This window comes from Actinopolyspora sabaoui, from assembly GCF_051225635.1.
Lineage (GTDB): Bacteria > Actinomycetota > Actinomycetes > Mycobacteriales > Pseudonocardiaceae > Actinopolyspora.
On record NZ_JBMIHH010000012.1, the window covers coordinates 1 to 20775 of the forward strand.

The 20775-nt window shown below is 68.8% G+C and carries 16 protein-coding genes; 8 read left to right on the forward strand and 8 right to left on the reverse strand.

Annotated elements, in window-relative coordinates:
• Positions 1–75 precede the first annotated feature (75 nt).
• Complete coding sequence (locus ACOQFL_RS19990) at positions 76–2115, reverse strand: neutral/alkaline non-lysosomal ceramidase N-terminal domain-containing protein (RefSeq protein ID WP_435545728.1); 2040 nt, start codon at positions 2113–2115, stop codon at positions 76–78.
• Positions 2116–2324: 209 nt separating this feature from the next.
• Between ACOQFL_RS19990 and lat the strand changes: the two genes are divergently transcribed.
• The gene (gene lat / locus ACOQFL_RS19995) at positions 2325–3689 is read left to right on the forward strand and encodes an L-lysine 6-transaminase (RefSeq protein ID WP_435545729.1); all 1365 of its coding nucleotides are present in this window, start codon (positions 2325–2327) and stop codon (positions 3687–3689) included.
• Between the two features lie 33 nt (positions 3690–3722).
• On the opposite strand, the gene ACOQFL_RS20000 is transcribed toward lat, so the two are convergent.
• Complete coding sequence (locus ACOQFL_RS20000) at positions 3723–4325, reverse strand: response regulator transcription factor (protein WP_435545730.1); 603 nt, start codon at positions 4323–4325, stop codon at positions 3723–3725.
• A 3-nt stretch (positions 4326–4328) separates the two neighbouring features.
• The gene (locus tag ACOQFL_RS20005) at positions 4329–5516 is read right to left on the reverse strand and encodes a sensor histidine kinase (RefSeq protein ID WP_435545731.1); all 1188 of its coding nucleotides are present in this window, start codon (positions 5514–5516) and stop codon (positions 4329–4331) included.
• 168 nt (positions 5517–5684) lie between these two features.
• Here ACOQFL_RS20005 and ACOQFL_RS20010 point away from each other — a divergent pair, with 168 nt between their 5' ends.
• Complete coding sequence (locus ACOQFL_RS20010) at positions 5685–6623, forward strand: ABC transporter ATP-binding protein (RefSeq protein ID WP_435545860.1); 939 nt, start codon at positions 5685–5687, stop codon at positions 6621–6623.
• Positions 6620–7372, forward strand: a complete 753-nt coding sequence (locus ACOQFL_RS20015) for an ABC transporter permease (RefSeq protein ID WP_435545732.1) — start codon at positions 6620–6622, stop codon at positions 7370–7372. Before ACOQFL_RS20010 ends, ACOQFL_RS20015 begins: the two co-directional genes overlap by 4 nt.
• 21 nt (positions 7373–7393) lie before the next feature.
• Here the strand turns inward: ACOQFL_RS20015 and ACOQFL_RS20020 are convergent, their stop codons facing one another.
• Positions 7394–8971, reverse strand: a complete 1578-nt coding sequence (locus ACOQFL_RS20020; protein ID WP_435545733.1) for a dolichyl-phosphate-mannose--protein mannosyltransferase — start codon at positions 8969–8971, stop codon at positions 7394–7396.
• 11 nt (positions 8972–8982) lie between these two features.
• Here ACOQFL_RS20020 and rsmI point away from each other — a divergent pair, with 11 nt between their 5' ends.
• The 4 genes from rsmI (at position 8983) to ACOQFL_RS20040 (ending at position 14016) form a co-directional block, all read left to right on the forward strand.
• The gene (gene rsmI, locus ACOQFL_RS20025; RefSeq protein WP_435545734.1) at positions 8983–9843 is read left to right on the forward strand and encodes a 16S rRNA (cytidine(1402)-2'-O)-methyltransferase; all 861 of its coding nucleotides are present in this window, start codon (positions 8983–8985) and stop codon (positions 9841–9843) included.
• 59 nt (positions 9844–9902) lie between these two features.
• Positions 9903–10526 carry a uracil phosphoribosyltransferase gene (gene upp, locus ACOQFL_RS20030; RefSeq protein ID WP_435545735.1) on the forward strand — a complete coding sequence of 208 codons (624 nt, stop codon included), beginning with the start codon at positions 9903–9905 and terminating at the stop codon, positions 10524–10526.
• 421 nt (positions 10527–10947) lie between these two features.
• Positions 10948–12336 carry a glycoside hydrolase family 18 protein gene (locus tag ACOQFL_RS20035; RefSeq protein ID WP_435545736.1) on the forward strand — a complete coding sequence of 463 codons (1389 nt, stop codon included), beginning with the start codon at positions 10948–10950 and terminating at the stop codon, positions 12334–12336.
• A 498-nt stretch (positions 12337–12834) separates the two neighbouring features.
• A complete protein-coding gene (locus ACOQFL_RS20040; protein WP_435545737.1) occupies positions 12835–14016 on the forward strand; it encodes a glycosyltransferase family 2 protein in 1182 nt (393 codons plus the stop codon).
• 64 nt (positions 14017–14080) lie between these two features.
• Here ACOQFL_RS20040 and ACOQFL_RS20045 read toward each other — a convergent pair whose 3' ends face one another.
• A complete protein-coding gene (locus tag ACOQFL_RS20045) occupies positions 14081–14533 on the reverse strand; it encodes a flavodoxin family protein (protein ID WP_435545738.1) in 453 nt (150 codons plus the stop codon).
• 241 nt (positions 14534–14774) lie between these two features.
• On the opposite strand from ACOQFL_RS20045, the gene ACOQFL_RS20050 reads away from it, so the two are divergent.
• A complete protein-coding gene (locus ACOQFL_RS20050) occupies positions 14775–15737 on the forward strand; it encodes a pentapeptide repeat-containing protein (RefSeq protein WP_435545739.1) in 963 nt (320 codons plus the stop codon).
• A 536-nt stretch (positions 15738–16273) separates the two neighbouring features.
• Here ACOQFL_RS20050 and ACOQFL_RS20055 read toward each other — a convergent pair.
• The 3 genes from ACOQFL_RS20055 to ACOQFL_RS20065 form a co-directional block, all read right to left on the reverse strand.
• The gene (locus ACOQFL_RS20055) at positions 16274–17953 is read right to left on the reverse strand and encodes a phospho-sugar mutase (RefSeq protein ID WP_435545740.1); all 1680 of its coding nucleotides are present in this window, start codon (positions 17951–17953) and stop codon (positions 16274–16276) included.
• A 46-nt stretch (positions 17954–17999) separates the two neighbouring features.
• Positions 18000–18818 (reverse strand): purine-nucleoside phosphorylase, encoded by an 819-nt coding sequence (locus tag ACOQFL_RS20060; RefSeq protein WP_435545741.1) that lies wholly within the window; start codon positions 18816–18818, stop codon positions 18000–18002.
• A gap of 135 nt (positions 18819–18953) precedes the next feature.
• Positions 18954–20723: a serine/threonine-protein kinase gene (locus ACOQFL_RS20065; protein WP_435545861.1), complete on the reverse strand. Its 1770-nt coding sequence runs from the start codon at positions 20721–20723 to the stop codon at positions 18954–18956.
• Between the last annotated feature and the right edge of the window lie 52 nt (positions 20724–20775).

Here is a 20775-nt window from a genome sequence, read left to right on the forward strand (position 1 = left end):
CTCCCTTCTCCGGGCCGGCGCGGCACCACCCCGGCCGGGAGCAGGGGCCGCTCCCACCGCGCACCCGGCCGGGACTCACCCCACCCGGAACGTCCGCGATGTTCCGGTGAAGGCCGTGATCGCACCGGTCACGGCCTTGGCGGCGCCGTGGTGCACGATGCGGTACTCGCCCGCGACGGCCTCCGGCGGGATCGTCCAGGTGACGGTGGCGGTGGAGGCCGCCACCCCGCGACGTGCCCAGTGGAACCGGGTCGACCAGTCACCGTCGTCGGCCACGGTCACCCAGCCGTCGGCCGAGCGGCGCTGCACCAGCAGGTAGCTGCCGTCGCGGTGCAGGTCGTTGTTGGGGTGTGCCGAGACGAACACCACCCGCGCCGTCCCGTCGCGCCGGTAGTGCCCCTCGGGTTGCTCCAGCACCTCGCCGAACTCCCGGCCCACGGGCGGGGAGTCGAACACCACGCCCGGCTGCAGCCGCACCCTGCCCCCTTCGGGGTTGCCAGCGGGGGAGGGGCCCGGTTCGCTCTCCCGACCGGCCGCCATGTCGGCCGCGATCCTGGCGAACTCCTGCTGGTAGGCGGGCAGCGACCATCTCCCGAACATGGTGTGGCCACCCTCGTACGCCTGCTGGTCGTACTCCTCCGGGGTGGTCAGGTAACCGGCGTAGTCGTTGGCGTAGCCCGCGATCACGACATCGGTCGACTCCACACCGAGTTCGGCGGCCACCGTGCGACGCAGCCGCAGCCCGCCGACGATGCTGACCTCCTGCGGAATCCCGACCAGGTACAGCGTTCCGATCCGCACCAGCTGGATCGGCAGTATTCGCGGTACCCACCCCATCGAGCCCACCGGCAACAGGATCTCTTTCGGTGCCTGCCGGTTTCGCAGTCGCGGTGATGCCCGGTACAGCGCCCGACTGATCGTTCCCAGGAACGGGTTGTTGCCCGCCCCTTCCTCGAAGAAGGACGGTCCCGGCCCGTCCTCGGCACCCGCCGCGAACGACGCCCCCAGCGCGGCCGCGCAGGTCCGGTGCCGTTCTCCGTCGCCGGTGAACTCCGGCCCGACCGTCGTATCCGACATGTCCACGTAGGACATTCGGTGGTCGATGCCGCCGTCCACGGCGGTGGTGGCCTCCCGCAGCAGCCGGGCCGCCGCGTCGTACTGTCGATCGCCGATGATCCGGGTGTTGGTGAACTCGTCGTCCGTGGGACCGGTGCCGGGGCGCAGCTCCAGGTTCGGTGACATGTCGGCGGCGTTGGACTGCGCGAACGCGGCGACGAAGCCGGGATCGTCCGCGCGGTAGTCCACGCCCTCGGCCTCGCGTTCCCACCGGTAGGCGGCGTATCCCTTGTTGTCGCCGCTGATGAGCGTGTTGTCCGGGCTGAGGCTGGTGGCGTGGGTGGCGAACCAGTTGATCGCGCCCACGGCTCGCCCGTCGCGTTCGAAGCGCAGCAGTACCGTGGCCGGGTCCGTGGCCTCGGGGAAGTGCTCCCGGTCCGCCGCCGGGTTGCGCTCGAACGCAGCGCGGGAGCGGTTCACGCTGGCGCCGGTCAGCTCGCCGCGTGCGATGTGGAGCTCGCCGGGGGCGAGGTCGGCGTCGGCGCGTTCGATCGATTCGGTGATGCCCGCCACCAGCGCGTCGAAGGTGCCGGGCTGAAAGCCCAGCGTGGTGACGTTGTAGAGGGCGTGGCAGGAGAAGCCGCCCGGTCCGGCGTGGGTGTGGGTGGCCGTCAGCAGCACGTTGTGCTCGCCGTAGCGCGTGCCGTACTCCCGGGTCAGGCGTTCGAGCACGGCGCGGCGCACGGCGCCGAAGATCATCCCCACGTCCACCGTCACCACCGCCACTCTTCGTTCGGGCGCGGTTCGTTCGGCGACGACGAAGGCGCGGGCGCGTTGCCGTTGGTGGATTCCGGTGGTGCGTTGTTCCAGCCGGGCGTAGCCCATCATGCCGTTCTCGGCGGGCTGGCCGGTCACGTCGCCGATGCCTCGGCCGAGCAGGTAACGCTCCCGTTCGGACTCGGTGGCCGCCGCGACTGGCCCCGCCGCGGCGGCAGTCAGCGCCGCGGCCAGGCCGCCCCGTAGCACCGGGCGTCTGCCGAGCGTGTTTCCGCTCTCCATTGCCTACCTCCGCGCCGGGGATGACGTGCGTCACGTTAGCGCGGCGATCACCAGGAAATGAATCTTTCTCGCTTAATGTCCCCCAAAGGGAGGATGTTAAGAAAATCTTTCTCTGTATTTGGAGTTGCGACGGAAAATATTGCTTATTGTTCGCGATTTGAGGTATGAATTCCTCAAGGTGAGGTAGTCACGGCCCCAGGAGGCTGCACATGACCGCACAGCGACTCGCACCGGTCGAGCACGACGCCGCTCCGGAGATGCCTACTCCGAACGTCGTCGACGAACTCCGCTCGCGGGTGACCGGTGATCTACTCGACGTGGTCGTCGATCTCGACTCCGGCGAGGGATGCCGCCTCAGCGACCTGCGGGACGGCACCCGGTATCTCGACATGACGATGTACTTCAGCTCCGCGCCGCTCGGCCACGGTCACCCGGGTCTGCGCACCCCCGAGTTCGAGGCGGCCCTGGTGCGGGCGGGCAGGGTCAAACCGGCCAACCCGGACTTCGCCACGATGGAGCAGGCCCGGTTCGTCGAGACCCTGCGGCGTGTGTTCGGAGATCCCGAGCTGCCGTGGTTGTTCTTCATCGAGGGCGGCGGGCCCGCGGTGGAGAACGCCCTCAAGGTCGCCTTCGACTGGAAGACCAAGCACAACGCACGGCGCGGCGTGCCGATGCGCGGCAGTCGCGCGATGCACCTGCGGTGGGCCTTCCACGGGCGGACCGGTTACACGATGTCGCTGACCAACACCGACCCCAGGAAGGTACGCGACTACCCCGCCTTCGACTGGCCCAGGATCCCGAGCCCCGCCGTGGAACCGGGACCCCGGTGGGACACGGCCGAACTACTACCCGCCGAACGGGAGGCACTGGACGCGGCGGAGGCCGCGCTGACCCGCTACGGCAACGAGATCGCCTGCTTCGTCTACGAGCCGATCCAGGGGGAGGGCGGCGATCGGCACCTTCGCCCTGCCTTCCTGCGCGAGATGCAGCGGCTGTGCCGGGAGCACCACGTGCTCACCGTCGCGGACGAAGTGCAGAGCGGTGGAGGCATCACCGGCCACCCCTGGGCACACCAGGCCCTGGGCCTCGAACCCGATCTGGTGGCCTTCGGCAAGCGGCTACAGGTGTGCGGCGTCATGGGCGGCAGGCGAGTGAACGACATCGAGGACCACGCCTTCCGCGAGCCCAGCAGGATCAGCTCCACCTGGGGCGGTTCCCTGGTGGACATGGTGCGCGCCACCAGGATCCTCGAAGTGATCGAGTCGGAGAACCTGCTGGATCACGCGGCGCGGATGGGAGAGCTGCTGCTCTCCGAGCTGCGTGAGCTGGCCGCGGAGTACCCGAACCTGGTCACCGCTCCCCGAGGTCGTGGTCTGATGGCCGCACTGGACTTCCCGGACGGCACGGTGCGGGACCGGGCGACGGCCCTGGCCAGGCAACGTCATCACACCGTCTTCCTGCCCTCCGGGCCGCGTTCGTTGCGCTGGCGGCCCGCGTTGTCGGTGCGCCCGGACGAGCTCACCGACGCCGTGGCGGCGCTGCGAGCGACACTGCGGGAGCTCTCCTCGGAGTGAACGTCCACAGCGGAACCCGTTCGTGGCGGAGGCTCAGATCCAACCCTCCTCCCACGCCCGGCGAGCCGCTTCGTGCCTGGTCTCGGCACCCAGCTTGCTCATCGCGGCCGACAGGTAGTTGCGGACCGTTCCAGGGGCCAGGTGCACCCGCTCGGCGATGGTGTTGACCGAGGCACCGTGCTGGGTGTGCCGCAGCAACTCGATCTCGCGCTCACCGAGTGGGCAGTCCCCCTCGGTGAGCGCGCTGGCCGCGATCTCGGAGTCGACGTAGCGCCCGCCGTTGTGGACGTCGCGGAGAATGGCGGCGAGTTTGGTAGCCGGTGTCGTCTTCGGCACGAAGCCGCGCACGCCCGCGCTCAGTGCGCGCTTGAGCACCCCTGGCCTGGCGTGCCTGGTAACCAGCACCACCCGGGTCGTCGTGGCTCGCGTGATCTCGGCCGTTACCTCGACACCGTCCAGTTCGGGCATCTCCAGATCCAGCACGGCCACGTCCGGGCGCTCGCGCGAGACGGCTTCGAGCGCCTCGGTTCCGTTGCTGACCTGCGCGAGGACCTCGATGTCGCTTTCCAGCCCGAGCAGTGCCGCCATGGCGCCACGGATCAGGTCCTCGTCGTCGGCCAGCACGACGCCGATCATGTCTCATTGCCTCCCGGGCTCCGGTGCGTGACCGGCCAGTTCGAACCATTCGCCACGTCGTTCGGCCGTGAGGCTGCCGTGCATCGGATCGAAGCGATCCCGCAGTCCGGCGATACCCGACCCGGCGTCGTGGTTCGTTCCGTCCCCGGCCCCATCGTTGCACAGTGTCACCGATATGCCGTCGGTGTCGTCGATACGCAACTCGCACCGCCGGGCGCCACTGTGCCGGAGGATGTTGGTGGTGCCCTCCCGGACCATGGCGGCGAACAGCGGCTGCAGCGGCGGCGGCACCGAAGCGCTGCTGCCCTCGACGGTCGTCTCGATACTCGCCGCTCGCAGGATCCGCACCGCGTTGTTCAGCTCGGTGGGCAGGTCGCTGCGCCGGTAACCGTGCACCACCTCGCGGGTCTCCCGCAGCGCCCTACGGGCCGTCTCGGCGATCTCGGCCGCCTGATCGCGCGCGGCGGTAGCATCGCTGTCGATCATGCGCTCGGTCAGTTCGCCCTTCAGTGCGATCACCTGCAGGTGATGCCCCTGAACGTCGTGCAGTTCGCTGGCGAACCTGAGCCGTTCCCGCGCCACGGCCAGTTCCGCTTCCGTACCCCGAGCCCGGTCCAGTTCGCACACCACGTCCCAGATCCAGCCCTGCACCAGCAGCATGAACACCGTCATCGCCACCAGGAACGTCGCGTAACCGGCCGCGACCGGGACGAACTCCTCGTTGCCCGTCACGACCACGCTCGCGCTCGCCACCCCGGCCGTCAGCACCGTACAGCCGCAGCCCATCCACCAGCGGCGTTCACGCCGTGAACCCGCCACGATCGCCGCGGCGAACAGGGCCGGCAGCAGCGCGAACACCAGGAAGGCCGGGATCTCCCGCGTGGTCACGTAGCCCAGCACGATCAGCGACGCGGTGAAGTCCAGGGCGATCCGAACGGGCTCCGGAACGCCGGCGCCCATCCCGCGCATGATCATTCCGCACGCCCGGGTTCCCTCCACCGCGATGACCAGCACCACCGCCAACAGCACCGCCAGTTCGACGTTGTTGTAGAGACCCGCCGCCCGGCCGTGCGCCAGATTGACCACCGCGAGCAGACAGTAGATCGGGGCGGTCGGCATCACCATCCACCAGGTGTAGCGGTGCACCCGGCGTACCCGTGCGGCGCTGTTCTCGGAAGCACTGGAGTTCACTCCGGCAGCATCCCCGATCCGGGCCGAGCCACACACACCGCGGGGGCGATTCCATCGCGGTTGTCACTCGCCTCGATGACGGATGTCATCACCTCGGCGACCCCGGTCACGAACACCGGTGATCGCTGTTCCTACCGCTTCCGCACCCGGGGCAGCAGGCTCGTGGACATGTTCGAAGAAGTCGTCAATGTCGACCGGGTGCGCTGCTCCTACGGTTCCTTCGAGGCCGTGCGCGGCGTGCGGTTCGACATCCGCGCCGGTGAGCTGTTCGCGTTGCTCGGCACCAACGGTGCGGGCAAGACCACACTGCTGGAAACCGTCGAAGGGCTCCGCCCGGCCACGGACGGCCGAGTGAGGGTGTTCGGCAAGGATCCGTGGCAGCAACGGTCCGAGGTGCGCCCCCGCACCGGGATCATGCTGCAGCAGAGCGGATTCGCCGGGGAACTCACCGTGCTGGAGACGGTTCGCCTGTGGCGGGCCATGGTTCCGAACGCGAAGGACCCGAGTGCCGCCCTGGAAACGGTCGGGCTGCGGCACCGCGAGCGAGTGCGCGTCAAGCTGCTCTCCGGTGGTGAACGCCGTCGGCTGGATCTGGCGCTGGCCACACTGGCCCGTCCCGAACTGCTGTTCCTCGACGAACCCACCACCGGGCTCGATCCGGAGTCGCGGCGGGCCAGTTGGGAACTGGTCGCAGGGCTGCTGGCCGAGGGAACCACCGTGCTGCTGACCACCCACTACCTGGAGGAGGCCGAACGGCTGGCCCACCGGCTGGCGATCATGCACCGCGGTGGGATCGCCCTGTCCGGAACGCTGTCAGAGGTGCTGGCCGCGGAGAGCGCCCGCATCCGGTTCTCCGTATCCGCACGAGCTCCCGGGCTTCCGGAACTGGCCGGCGAGGTGGAGCGGGACGGCACGGGTCGGGTGGACATCCGCACCGAGTCGTTGCAGCCCGACCTGCACCGGGTGCTCGACTGGTCGCGGGAACACGGGATCCACCTGAGTGGCCTGCGCGCCAGGCAGGCCTCGCTGGAGGACGTCTTCCACGCGGTCCGCGAGAGCGACGGTCGGCCCGGTCGGGGAACACAACAGGAGGTGAAGTTCCGATGAGTACACCACTGCGGACATCCCCGGGGACGCCGCGTACCGCCGTACCGGCGCTGCTGCGTGCCGAACTCAACCTGTTGCTGCGCAACCGCACGGTGGTGGTGACGGCCACGCTGCTGCCCGTGCTGCTGGGGCTGCTGCTGACCAGGACCTCCGGGCCCTCGACGGCGGTGCCCGCGCTGGCGATGCAGGTCCTGACGATCCTCGGGTTCACCGTGTATTTGACCGTGACCACGACGCTGACCAGCAGGCGCCAGGAGCACTACCTCAAGCGACTCTGCTGTGCCGCACCCTCCCCGGCGACCGTGCTCCACTCGCTGGTGCTCGTACCCGCGCTGCTTGCCGTGGCGCAGCTCGCGGTGGTGCTCGCGATCGGACTGCGACTGCTCGCCCCGCTGCGGGTGGAGGTGCTGTTCCTGCTGTTGGCGGTGCTGGCGGGCACGATCTGCTGCGCCCTCGTGGGGGTGGCCACCACCGGTTACACCTCGAGCGCCGAACACGCCCAGATCACGACACTGCCGTTCCTGCTGTTGTTGTTCGGTGGTGGCGCGGGTTCGGCCATGGCGAGCCAGGCCGCGCAGCCGCTGCGCTTCACCCCCGGCGGGGCCGTCACCGATCTGGTGCGGTGTGCCGTGGACCCGGGTGACGGTGTGTTCATCGCGGCGCTGACTGATCTGGGGGTGCTGGCCGCGTGGACAATGCTGGCCCTGCTGGTGGCGCGGCGCACCTTCCGGTGGGAGCCGCGTAGTTGATCGCACTCGCGGCCGGGCCGCTCAACGCCACGAGGGGAGCCAGAGCTCGGCAGCCCAGCGGGCCTCGGTGATCGGGAAACCGTTCAGAATCGGCCACAGCCACACGAAGTTGGCCACCACCAGCCCGACGTAAAGCGCGATCACCAGCAAACCGGTCTTGCGGCGTTCGGCGCTCGCGTTCGAACGCCCCATGATCTCGCCGAGCACCAGCACGATCCCCAACACCAGGAACGGTGCCAGCGGTGTGGCGTAGAAGTAGTACATCTGCCTGTCGAGGTTGACGAACCAGGGCAGGTAACCGGCGCAGTAGCCGACCAGCACCGCGGCGTAGCGCCAGTCCAGCCGCCCGACGGCACGCCACACCGCCCAACCGGCGACCGGCAGCGCCAACCACCACAGCGCCGGGGTCCCCAGCAGCATCGTGGCCTGCACGCAGTTGTCCTGGCCGCAGCCGGGCATCCCGGACTCGTAGTAGTAGAGCATCGGCCGCATGCCCATCGGCCAGGCCCACGGCTTCGACTCCCACGGGTGCGGATCGTCGCCGGTGACCAGGTGAGTGTGGAACTCCAGCACGTTGAAGTGGTAGTACAGCAGCGACCGCGCCATGTCGGGCAGGAAGCCGAAGCCGACGTCCTCGGCGATGGCCGCCGCGTGTCGGTCGGTGGCAGTCTCGCTCGCGTACCAGGCGGCCCAGGTGGCGAAGTAGACCACCAACGGCAGCACGAACAGCGAGGCGAACGCGGGCAGGGCGTCCCGCAGCAACGCGCCGCGCCAGGGGCGGGCCACCCCCGCACTCCGCCGGGCCAGCGCGTCCCAGACCAGGCTGAGCAGGCTCAGGGCCAGCACGAAGTAGATGCCGCTCCACTTCACACCGCACGCCAGCCCCAACAGCACGCCCGCGCCGAACCGCCACCAGCGGAATCCCAGCCTGGGGCCCAGTTCCGAGTCCCCGATCCGCTGTTCGGTGACGACCAGGGCCAGGCGGGCGCGCATTCGGTCGCGATCCACCAGCAGACAGGCGAACGCGGCGAGCACCAGTACGGCGTGGAAGATGTCCAGCATGCCCACGCGCGCCTGCACGTGGCTGAGCCCGTCGCAGATCAGCAGGATTCCCGCCAGCGCGCCCAGCATGGTGGAACGGGTCATGCGGCGTGTGATGCGCACCAGCAGCAGCACCATCAACGTGCCCGCGACCGCGGCGCTGAACCGCCAGCCCAGCGGGGTGTAGCCGAACAGCCACTCGCCGACCGCTATCAGGTGTTTGCCCATCGGCGGATGGGCCACCAGCTCGTAGCCGGGATTGTCCTCGAAACCACCGTTGCGCAGCATCTGCCACGCCTGCGGAACGTAGTGCTTCTCGTCGAAGACGGGGGTGCCCTCGTCGGTCGCCTGCCCCAGTCGCCAGAAACGGATCACACCCGCCAACAGCGTGACCACCAGGGTCACGATCCATCCGCGCAGGCGATCCGTCGGTTCCCTCGGCCACAACAGTTTCGCCCGGTCGTGTTCGCCGGGGTACCGGACCGGCGGTGTTTCGCCGTCGCGAACGGCTTCGTCACGGGCGCTGCTGCCACCGGAGCTCGGCACGAGGACGTTCACACTGAAATCGTATGGTGGTTCTCGTGACTGGCGAATCCGGATCGGGCACATTGTTGCTGGCGGCTACTCCACTCGGCGACGCGCGCGACGCGTCCCCCAGGCTGACCGAGGCGTTGGCCACGGCCGACGTCGTCGCCGCCGAGGACACCAGGCGGGTCCGTGCGCTGGCCGGTTCGCTGCGAGTGGCTCCCACCGGGCGGGTGCTGAGCTATTACGACGCGGTGGAGGAGAGCAGGCAGCCCACGCTGCTGGAGGCGCTGCGCGGTGGTTCCACCGTGTTGTTGGTCACGGACGCGGGGATGCCCAGTGTCTCCGACCCCGGTTACCGCCTGGTGGCGGCGTGTGCCTCCGAGGGCCTGCCCGTGACCTGTCTGCCCGGCCCCAGCGCGGTGACCACCGCCTTGGCGCTGTCCGGGCTTCCCAGCGATCGGTTCTGCTTCGAGGGATTTCCGCCGCGCAAGTCCGGGCCGCGCAGACGCTGGCTGGCCGGACTGGTGGCCGAACAGCGCACCGCCGTGTTCTTCGAGGCGCCGCATCGCATAGCCGACACGCTCGACGACGCGGTGACCGTGCTCGGCTCGCGGCGACGTGCCGCGGTGTGCCGGGAGCTGACCAAGACCTACGAACAGGTTCGTCGTGGTGGACTGGGCGAACTCGCCGAGTGGGCACGGGACGGCGTGCGCGGCGAGATCACCGTGGTGCTGGCCGGGGCCGAAACCGCCGCGCCGGAGGACCCCGCCGAACTCGTGGCCCAGGTCGAGCAGCGTGCGGCCACCGGGATGCGGCTCAAGGACGCGGTCGCCGAGATAGCCGAGATGGGCGGGGTGCGCAAGAAGGACCTCTACGACGCGGTGCTGGCGGCCCGCGGCTGACACTATCCCGTCGAGGGCGAGCAGCGAACTCCGACGGACTTGCCGATACCGTGGCGGTCATGGATGTGCGGGTCATCGATCACCCACTGACACAGGCGCGACTGTCCACCATGCGTGACGCGCGGACCGACAACGCGGCCTTCCGCGCCGCGCTGCAGGAACTCACCCTGATGCTGCTCTACGAGGCGATCAGGGATGCCGAGGTGGCCGAGGAGTCCATCCACACCCCCGTGGCCCGCACCACCGGGTACCGACTGGCGAACCCGCCGCTGCTGGTGCCGGTGCTGCGAGCCGGGCTCGGTATGGCCGACCAGGCCCACCGGCTGATCCCGGAGGCACAGATGGGATTCGTCGGACTGGCCAGGGACGAGGAGACTCTGCGCCCCACGCCCTACATGGAGTCGTTGCCGGACGATCTCTCGCGGCGTCCGGTGATCGTGCTCGATCCGATGCTTGCCACCGGCGGGTCGATGGTCCACACGATCGGACTGCTGCACCAGCGAGGCGCGAGTGACGTCACCGCGATCTGCACGCTGGCGGCCCCGGAAGGGATCGATCGGTTGTCCGAGTCGGGGCTTCCGGTTCGCGTGGTCACGGCGAGTGTGGACGAACGACTCAACGAGTCCGGGTTCATCGTCCCCGGCCTGGGAGATGCCGGAGACCGCGAGTACGGACCTCGATAGCAGGACTTCGCTGCCTCGGTTTTCTTGGCTGGTTCCGTGGTGAAACCTCTCGCACGGCTGTGCCGGCCGCGGGAGCGGTAGGAGTGCGGCTTGTGAGGGTGGTGGGGTTCGGCCTGTGTCGAAGTGGCGCGGCGATTTCGTGGGAAATTGACGCCCACCCGTGCCGCACAGCCCTGTCTTCCCGGCAATTTCTTGGGAAATTGACGCCGAGCAGGGGCACCGCTCCACCGCCACCGGCTGTGGAAGTATCGGTCCAGTGTGGAATCGAGGATCGTTCTCACTGGTGAGGGATATTCGCGGCTTCACGGGGCCAAATTCGGGCCTGCGGCCGAACGGGTGAAAGATTGGTCCATACCTTGACCAATCCTGGTCTAGACCACACGGTGTTGGTCATCCCGTACCGACCCACCGGGAGTGATCGATGTCTCTGAGTTCACATTCGGCGTGGCGATTATCAGCCCTGGCCGCCGGAGCCGCGATGTTCACGGGACTGCTGGCCGCACCGGCCACTGCCACCAGCGCTGACGGTTCCACCGAGCAGGGCGCGGATCGCGCGGCCACGGCCACCGAGACGACCGCCCAAAGTGGATCCCGCAAGGTCGGCTACTTCACACAGTGGTCGATCTACGACCGACAGTTCTACATCAACGATCTGGTCACCTCGGGCACCGCCGAGAAACTGACCCACATCAACTACGCGTTCGGAAACCTGGACTCCTCCGGGCAGTGCTTCACCGGGAACCAGGCAGGTGAGTCCGACGCGTGGGCCGACTACCAGAAGCGATTCTCCGCGGCCAACTCCGTCGACGGCGTCGCCGACACCTGGGACCAGCCGTTGGCGGGCAACCTCAACCAGCTGGCCGAGCTCAAGGAGATGTATCCCCACCTCAAGGTCTACATCTCGCTGGGTGGCTGGTCGTGGTCGGACAACTTCCACACCGCCGCCGCGACACAGCAGTCCCGCGCGCAGCACGTGAAGTCCTGCATCGACATGTGGCTGCGGGGCAACCTACCGAAGCTCGGTGGTTCGCCGCAGGGCGGTGAGGGCGTCGCCGCGGGCATCTTCGACGGCGTCGACATCGACTGGGAGTGGCCCGCCTCCGAGGGCGGCCCCGGCACCGTCGTGGATCCGGCCGACAAACAGAACTACACCGCCCTGCTGCGGGAGTGGCGCAGCCAGCTCGACGGCCTGGAGGCAGAAACCGGCGAGAGCTACGATCTGACCGCGTTCCTGCCCGCCTCGCCGGAGAAGATCGACGCGGGCTTCGAGGTGAACAAGATCTTCGACTCGCTGAGCTTCGCCACCGTGCAGGGCTACGACCTGCACGGCGCCTATGAAGAGACCACCAACCACCAGTCCGCGCTGTACAGCCCGGCCGGTGACCCCTCGGCCGAGAAGTTCAGCGTCGACAAGGCGATCGACACCTACCTGGCCCGAGGGGCTCCGGCGAACGAGCTGGTGCTCGGAGTCCCGTTCTACGGCCGAGGATGGACCGGGGTGCCGAATCAGAACAACGGCCTGTTCCAGACCTCCACCGGCCCCGCACCCGCCACTTACGAAGCGGGCTACGAGGACTACAAGGTGCTCAAGGACAAGGTCGGCCAGTACACGCTCCACCGCGACGAGCAGGCGGGCTTCGCCTGGTTGTACGACGGCAACACGTTCTGGACCTTCGACGATCCCGTGGAGATCGCAAGGAAGATGGACTACGTCAACAGCAACGCCCTGGGCGGCGCCATGATCTGGTCGCTGGACGGCGACACCGCCGACGGTGAGCTGATGACCGCCATCGACGAGAACCTGAACTGATTTCTTCCCAAGCATGGGCCACGTGGCGGGCCCATGGTCCGCCCCGGCGATCCCCGTCGCCGGGGCGGATTTCCGCGGGTTCCTGCCGGAAAATGTGTTGGCTCGATTCGCCTGGCGGTGCGGGTGGCGGAACCTCTCGCACGGCTCTCGCTGCGGATCCGGCGACATCGGGTAGGTACTACCCAACGTCTCCGGCGTCCTCGCGAGAGCCGCACGGGAGAACTCGCGGCGGTGCATGCCGCGAGGGCGGTGGAAGTTCGGCCCGCGTCGAAGCGGGGCGGCGATTTCGTGGGAAGTTGACGCCGGCTTGGGGCCGCACCGCCGTCACTGCCGCCACCGCCGCACTGGAGCGGCGAGCGGCGTTGACTACCGGCTGTGAGCGCGTGTCCGGCCGATCAGGCCGTCCGAACATCGCTAACCCGACGTACGCACGTTGTTGACGTGCGGTTCGCACTGCCGGTGGGGGTCTTTTCCGGGAACGCATGGCAAGCTGTGCGTGTGGTATCACGACATAACGCTGTCCGAGGCGCTCTGCTGGCCGCGACGGTGGGCGGGACCGTGTATCGCAGCCTGCGCACCCTTCGGAAGGCGCGAGCCATTCTCCCGTTGGAGCGGCAACCGGCGAGTACCGTCCTGCCGCCAACCGTGACCGTGGTGGTTCCCGCTCGTAACGAGGAGGACGTGCTGGACAACTGTCTGCGCGGCATCCGCGAGCAGACCTACGGCTCCGCACGGGGCCAGAACGACGAGGCACCGGCCCTTCGGGTTGTGGTGGTCGACGACGGCTCCACCGACGGTACCAGCGAGATCGCCGCCCGCCACGCGGCCGAGGACCCCCGAGTGCGGGTCGTACGCAGCGAGGGACCGCCTGCGGGGTGGACCGGCAAGGTGCACGCGATGCACGTCGGTGTCGAAGCCGCAGGCGAGCCCGAAGCGGGCGAGTGGCTGATGTTCGTCGACGCCGACACCGTGCTCGCCCCCGAACTGCTGGCGAAGCTGTTGTCGACCGCGGAACACGCGGACGCCGATCTGGTTTCCACACCGGGTGGTCCGCCCGAGAATCACTCGGCGAGCTGGCCGATACTCATGCCCGCCGGGCTGCAGATGATCGGCGAGAACGCCGATCCGGTCGGCAAGGGAAGCAAGGCGTTCGCCATCGGCCACTGCATTCTGCTGCGCCGCTCGCACTACGAGAAGATCGGCGGCTGGGCCGCACTGTCCGGACGTCGCAACGAGGACATCGCCATCGCCACCACCGTTCGCGATCACGGCGGGGTCACCAGGGTGGTCGAGGGGCTCTCGTACGCGACCACCAGCGGTATGGATCCCTTCCGGCAGGGGTGGGACTCCTTCCGCAAGAGCTTCGTGGCGGGCACCAACGGTTCGCTTCCGCTGCTGCTCGGCATCGGGCTCGGTCAGATCTCGCTGTCACTGGCCTCCCCTGGGATCCTCGCGGCGGGGGTGCGTGCCCGGAATCCGGCGTTGATAGCCCTCGGCTCGCTCGGCTGGGCCGCGCAGAGCGCGACGCACGCGCGTACCGCGCGGGTCATGCACGCGGGACCCTGGTTGGCACCGGCCGCGCCGTTCACCAACGCCGTCTTCGGCGGCATCATGCTGCACGGGGCCCTCGAGGTGGCGCGGGGAGTGACCAGCTGGAAGGGGCGAGCCGCGAAGTTCTGAGCCGTCGATTTCACGCGAAATCCACAGGGCGCTCGTTCCGTTCCGGAACGGGCGAAAAGGTAACTCAGCCCATCAGGTTCGCCGCCACGGTGGCGCCGAGTTCCCAGCACGCGTCCAAGCCCGTCGAGTCGGGTTGTCCGGTCAGGTCGACCGGTTCGGCGACCTGCTGCCATCCCAGGCCGGTGGTGATCGAACGAGCGGCTCGTAGGGCACCTTCGGTGCCCTCGTTGCCGTGGACGTAGATCCCGAACGGCCTGCCGCCGGTGGAGTCCAGACACGGGTAGTAGATCTGGTCGAAGAAGTGCTTGAGCGCGCCGGACATGTAGCCGAGGTTGGCCGGGGTTCCCAGCAGGTACCCGTCGGCCGCGAGTACGTCGGCGGCCGTGGCGGACAGTGCGGCCCTGCGCACCACCTCGACGTCTTCGATCTCGTCGGTGCTCGCCCCCTCGACGACCTTCTCGAACATCGCCTGCATCCCCGGTGAAGGAGTGTGGTGCACGATCAGCAGTCGGGCCATGCCGTCAGTCTAGGAGTCCGGTGTCTACCCGGGGGCGAGGCGGCTGGGGCGGGGTTCCGCTGAACCGGATACGCCGGTACTCACCGAGCGCCCCGCTCCTCGAATGCTTTTCCTCCGGTCCGTTCGCACGGCGTGGTGGCAGCCCATCCTCGGAGACTGCGAGGCATCACCGGAGACTTCGAGCGGGGAGCTCGCCGGTTTCGCGACCACGGCACCGCTGTCTTTGCCATGATCGGAAACCGTGGCACGTTCCCAGCGAACCCCGGAAGTTCCCCGGGTGCTCAGCAACAGGGCGATCACGATCGGAGCCGTCGTGGTCGTCGGGATCACGCTGCTCTCGACGACCCTGCTGGTGGTGGTGTTGCGGAACGCGCCGCCCAAGGTGATCCTGGAAGCCGTACGCACCTCGGCGAGTATCGGGGTGGGCACGGGCGGAGCCGCGGCTCTCTGGCTGGCGGCTCGTCGGCAGCGCAGCACCGAGGTCAGCATTCTGCGGCGGGACCACGACGCCACCGAGACCCGGGTGACCGAACTCTATGGCAGAGCCGCCGAGCAACTCAGCGCCGACAAAGCACCCGTGCGGCTGGCCGGGATCTTCGCCCTGGAACGGCTGGGGCAGACCTACCCGACGCACCGGCAGACGATCGTCGACCTCATCTGCGCCTACCTCCGTATGCCGCCGGACACATCCGAGGGGCAGCAGCACTCCGATCACGGCGGTCCGCAGGAGTTCGAGGTTCGGCAGGCCGCCCAGCAGGTGCTGGTGACCCATCTGCGTCCGGCGGAGGACCCGACCGAGGACTCCCGGTTCTGGCCGGACATCGCGCTGAACCTCTCCGGTGCCGTGCTGCACACCTTCACCTTCTCCCGGTGCCGCGTGCGTTCCGCCACCTTCGCCGATGCCAGTTTCCACGGTCCGGCCGTGTTCCGGGGGACGTTGTTCGAGCAGCACGCCGATTTCCGGGGAGTGCGATTCAGTGGCCTCGGGGATTTCCGGCGCGTCGGATTCGAGGGGGAGGGGGTCACCTTCCGCGGTGCCTCCTTCGAGGGTGAAGTGGATTTCGGTACCCACACCACGGCCGTGCTCTCCGGCGCGATGACCCGGCTCGACAACGGCACACGGCGCAAATGGCCCGAGGACTGGGCAGAGCGCCCCTCGTCCGAGCGAACCGGCTGGGCCGAGCTGGTGGCACGAAGAGGTTGAGCGACTCCTGTGACGGCGATTCGATTGGTCCGATCGGGGAACCGAACACCTCTCCGCCGCGTCCCATCGGTGATGGCCCCGCAGGGTACGTGGCCATAGGTTCGATACCGCTCGGATCGAAGAGAGTGATCGGCAGGGGAGTGAAGAAGGATGTCCTATCCGGATAGATCCGAACTGATGGTGCGTTTCCCGGAACACGTTCCGGAGCGAGTGGCGTGCGGGCATCCCGGTGCCGTCGCGGTCGGACGGTCGGAAGGCGTGGCTTGGGGGTCACGTGACGCGGCTTGGTGGTCGCGTGGGACCGTCACGGCGGTCGCGGCTAACCACGGCGAGCACGACATTCGCACGGAACCATCCGTTCGCGTGCGTCCTGACCGGTACGTGAGCCTTCCGGCGGACATCCCCGCACGGCTTGGTGGTCGCGCGGCCCCGCCATAGGTGACCCGATCCCGGTTCCCGCGCACGATTCGGGAGAGTTGCCGACTCTTCCTGCCGAGGGGACGAGCCTCGATCCCCGCACGGCGTTTCCCCGGATCTCAGGGTTCGAGCAGCGAACGGACTTCCGAGGTGAGTGTGGCCAGCAGTTCCCGCGCGCCTTCCCGCGCGGCTGTCAGCCCCGCCGTCTCGTCCGCACCGACCACCGGGGCCACCACCTGTAGGTAGCACTTGAGCTTGGGTTCCGTCCCGGAAGGACGGATCACCACCCGCTTGCCGACACCGTCCCGTGTCGAGCCCCGCAGGATCAACACGTCCGATTCGGGTAGCAGGTCCCGTGGCTCCACCCTTGTTCCCGCCAGCTCGCCCGGCGGGTGTTCCCGCAGCCGTCGCATCGTCGCCGCGATCGCGGCGGGCTCCGTCATCCGCACCGACAGTTGCCCGGTTTCGTGTACTCCGTGTTCGATCTCCAGCTCGGCCAGCCGTCCCGGCAGGGTCGTGCCGGCACGTGCCAGCGTGGCCGCGAGATCGCAGGCCACCACCGCCGTGGCTATGCCGTCCTTGTCCCGCACGTGATCCGGGTCGACACAGTGCCCGAGCGCTTCCTCGTAGGCGTATATCAGCCCGCCGCCGCTGCCGTCGCCCGCGCGCATCAGCCACTTGAAGCCGGTCAGCGTCTCGTCGTAACGCGCCCCGTGCGCCTGTGCCACCGACTCCAGCATGGACGAGGAGACGATCGTGGTCGCCACCAGCGGATCCGGGCGGTTTCTCCAGTCGATGGTGGCCAGTATGTGGTCACCGAGCAGCACTCCGGTCTCGTCGCCCCGCAGCATCCGCCACCCGCCCTCCGAGGTGGGAACGCCCAGTGCGCACCTGTCCGCGTCCGGATCCAGCGCCACGGCGAGGTCCGCCTCGATGTCACGGGCCAGTTCGAGTACCGCGTCGGTGGCGCCCGGCTCCTCCGGATTGGGGAACTCCACGGTCGGGAAGTCGGGGTCGGGCTCCCGCTGCGCCACGACGAAGTGCGTGTCGGTGAAACCGGCATCCCGCAACGCCCGTTCCAGCGGTGCGGCCCCCACACCGTGCAGCGCCGTCGCCGCCACCCGCAGTCCCCCGGCGTCCTCCCCGGCTAGCTCGGCCACTCGTTCGAGGTATTCGGGCAGCGCACGCTCGTAGTGATGCCAGCCGCGCTCCCCAGGCACGGTCTCGGCGGCCCCCACCTCCGATATCGCCTGTTCGATCTCGGCGTCGTGCGGTGCGACCAGTGGCTCACCACCAGCCAGGTAGACCTTGTAGCCGTTGTCGGTGGGCGGGTTGTGCGAGGCGGTCAGCTGTACTCCCGCGACGGCTTCCAGCGCCCGGGCCGCCCGGGCCAGCACCGGGGTGGGTAGCGGTTCCGGCAGTACCCGCACGTCGAAACCCGCCGCGCACAGCACGTCGGCCGCGTCCACCGCGAACTGTCGGGAACCGTGCCTGGCGTCGTGGCCGACGACCACGGTGCCGCCTACCTCCCGCTCGGCGAGCCATGCCGCCAGACCGGCGGTCGTGCGGATCACCACGGCGCGGTTCATCCCGTTCGGCCCGGCTCGCAGCGGCGCCCGAATTCCGGCCGTTCCGAAGGTGGGCGGACCCGCCACGCGGTCCGCCAGTTCGGCCGCGGCGTCCGCGTTCCCGGCCTCCGCGCGCCGCGTCAGTTCGGTCAGCTCCGCCCGATCGGCCTCGTCTACCTCGCCCGCCAGCCACTCCCGCGCGGTTTCCCGATCTCGTTGTTCCCGGGACATCACGATCACCTCCGGCGACGTGCGCCGATCGAGCCGGAGAGCACGCTCAAGCGCGCTCGGCCAGCGAGCGCAACAGCTTGCCCATCCTGCCCGCCGCTGCCCTACCGGCCTCCAGCACTTCCTGGTGGTTCAGCGGTTCCCCGGTCATGCCCGCCGCGAGGTTGGTGACCAGCGACAGCCCGAAAACCTCGGCGCCTCCGGCGCGGGCGGCGATCGCTTCCTGCACTGTGGACATACCCACTAGCTCGGCACCCAGGGTGCGCAGCATCCGGATCTCGGCGGGCGTCTCGAAGTGCGGTCCCGGCATGCACGCGTAGACCCCTTCGGCCAGCGAGGGATCGATCGAGGTCGCGATCTCGCGCAGCCGCGTCGCGTACAGGTCGGTGAGGTCGACGAACCTGGCCCCCACCAGTGGGGAACGGGCCGTCATGTTCAGGTGGTCGCTGATGAGCACCGGCTGTCCCACGCTCATGTCCTCGCGCAGACCGCCCGCGGCGTTGGTCAGCACCACCGTGCGGCAGCCCGCCGCCACGGCGGTCCGCACCCCGTGGACGACCTTTTCCACCCCACGGCCCTCGTAGAGATGTGTTCTGCCGAGCAGCACCAGAACCCGTTTGTTCCCGATCCGCACCGAGCGGACCTTGCCGGTGTGTCCTACCGCCGCCGGGGCGTCGAAACCGGGGAGTTCGGACATCTCAAGTTCGCTGTCGGGCGAGCCCAGCTCCTCGGCCGCGGGCTGCCACCCCGAACCGAGTACGACCGCCAGGTCGTGCCCGGCGACTCCGGTCAGCTCGGCAAGGGTGGCCGCCGCGTTGCTCGCCACGGCCGCGGGATCGGGCGACTCCGATGTGGTGGAAGACGTCACAATCGGTCAGCCTAACCAACGAACCCGTCACGAGTCTCCCGCCCGTGCCGGAGGTAGCTCGGGGTGCTCGGCCCACGCGGGCCGAGCGATCAACTTTCGTTGCGGGTGCTGCGAGTCGGGCTGTTCGATGAGGGTTCAGTTCCGGGTCTCGAACCGGTTCGCGGTTCGTTGCAGCAGCTGTTCCGCTTCTCGGATCGATTCGGAAGTGGTCACTCGCACGATCCACAGATCACCGTCGATCCGCATCACCCGAGCCGCCACGTGCCGCAGCAGTGGATCCCGCTCCGCCGAGCTCTCCTGGTACGAGTTGATGATCACGTTGTAGCGTAGCCGCAGCTCTCTCGTTCCGGGTGACGAGTTGCCCGGGGTGTAGCTCCTGGACCGCATCTCGAAGGTGTTGTTCGCGCCGCGCTGTCTCTCCTTGAGGGCGGTTATGTAGCCCTTCGTGGTGTAGCCGCGCTCGTAGTAGCGCCCGAACCGCTGCACCGCCAGCTCCGTCTTTCCGCCGGGGGAGACGAAACGAGCGGTCAGGCTTCGGGTTGGTGTCTCACTGGTGTATTCCTGATAGCGGGTCCAACCTCTGGGTACGGGCATGGAGTAGTAGCCGCCGCCACCGTCGTTGGGATGTCCGAGCGTTCCGCTGTTCGCCGCCAGCTCCACGAGCTCCTTCCCTCGGAGCGTCTGGGGTCCCGGGTCCTCGTAGTGGGGGATCACCTGTTCCCCCGCGAGTATCCGGGTTCCCACGAATGATGCTCCCGCCGCCGGGACGAACAGCAGTATCGCCGCCAGCGTCAACAGCAACACACCCAGTGGTGAGCGACTTCTCCGCTGTGGTGGCGGCTCGCTGGGGGTGAACGGCAGTGGTCCCGGATCAGCGGCCAGCGGAGCCGAGCCCGGCTCGTTCGGTGGGCCGTCCGATGAGGCGAGACCGCCGGAGAGCCCGCTGCCGTGCCGTGGAGCACTGTCGGAGGTTTCCCGTGTGCCCCAGCCGGAGCCCGATACCGGTTCCGCGGGCCACGAGGACTCGGACTGGCCGCCCCCTCCTGAATCGGAACTCTCCGGCAGCGGCGTCCGCACCGTCGCCGACTCCTCGGGGACGAGTCCCGCGAACGGCTCCGTTCCGGGGTCCGGCAACAGCGGTTGCACCAGACCGCGCACCTCGCGCAGCGACATGCGTCGTCGCGGCTCCTTGACCAGCAGGGCGGTGATGACCTCACCGATCGGGCCGGGTCTGGCGGTGCTGGGTACAGGACCGTTGACCACCGAGTTGATGGTGGAGACCGGATTGTCGTCGGTGTCGTACGGCGGCACGCCCTCCGCGGCCGCGAACAGGGCCGCCCCCAGCCCCCAGAGGTCGGCCGCCGCGGTGACGGTCTCACCGGCCGCCACCTCCGGAGCGATGAACGCCGGAGTGCCCAGCATGATCCCGGTGCGGGTGAGCGTGGGTTCGGCCACGTTGCGGGAGATGCCGAAGTCGCTGAGTTTGATCCGCCCGTCCGCGGCCAGCAGGATGTTGCCCGGCTTCACGTCCCGGTGCACCACACCGGCCTGGTGCGCGGTCTCCAACGCGGAGGCGACCGAGTCGATCACGACGGCGAGTTGGCTGTCGTCGAGCGGGCCGTGGTCGGCGATGATGCTCGCCAGGCTGTGCGAGGGCACCAGCTCCATCACCACGAACGGTTCATCGCCCTCGCGGGCGACGTCGTAGAGGGTGACCACGTTGGGATGGACCACCACCGCCGTGGCGCGTGCCTCTCGCAGCGTGCGTTCGCGGATCTCCGCGGCTTCGGCTTCCGGGATGCCCGGTGGTAGCCGCACGGCCTTGATGGCGACCGGCCTGCGCAGCAGTTCGTCCATGCCGGACCAAACCGAGCCCATCGCGCCGCCGCCGATCCTGGCGCGCATTCGGTACCGGTCGGCGATCAGTCGACCGATACTGCTTTCTTCCGGTTCCTCC

Excerpts from the sequence above, each read along its gene's own strand:
- ACOQFL_RS20015 (WP_435545732.1), top strand. The coding sequence starts at position 6,620 with ATGAGTACACCACTGCGGACATCCCCGGGGACGCCGCGTACCGCCGTA.
- ACOQFL_RS20055 (WP_435545740.1), bottom strand. The coding sequence starts at position 17,953 with ATGTCCCGGGAACAACGAGATCGGGAAACCGCGCGGGAGTGGCTGGCG.
- upp (WP_435545735.1), top strand. The coding sequence starts at position 9,903 with ATGGATGTGCGGGTCATCGATCACCCACTGACACAGGCGCGACTGTCC.
- ACOQFL_RS20045 (WP_435545738.1), bottom strand. The coding sequence starts at position 14,533 with ATGGCCCGACTGCTGATCGTGCACCACACTCCTTCACCGGGGATGCAG.
- lat (WP_435545729.1), top strand. The coding sequence starts at position 2,325 with ATGACCGCACAGCGACTCGCACCGGTCGAGCACGACGCCGCTCCGGAG.
- ACOQFL_RS20065 (WP_435545861.1), bottom strand. The coding sequence starts at position 20,723 with ATGCGCGCCAGGATCGGCGGCGGCGCGATGGGCTCGGTTTGGTCCGGC.
- ACOQFL_RS20000 (WP_435545730.1), bottom strand. The coding sequence starts at position 4,325 with ATGATCGGCGTCGTGCTGGCCGACGACGAGGACCTGATCCGTGGCGCC.
- ACOQFL_RS19990 (WP_435545728.1), bottom strand. The coding sequence starts at position 2,115 with ATGGAGAGCGGAAACACGCTCGGCAGACGCCCGGTGCTACGGGGCGGC.
- ACOQFL_RS20010 (WP_435545860.1), top strand. The coding sequence starts at position 5,685 with ATGTTCGAAGAAGTCGTCAATGTCGACCGGGTGCGCTGCTCCTACGGT.
- rsmI (WP_435545734.1), top strand. The coding sequence starts at position 8,983 with ATGGTGGTTCTCGTGACTGGCGAATCCGGATCGGGCACATTGTTGCTG.
- ACOQFL_RS20035 (WP_435545736.1), top strand. The coding sequence starts at position 10,948 with ATGTCTCTGAGTTCACATTCGGCGTGGCGATTATCAGCCCTGGCCGCC.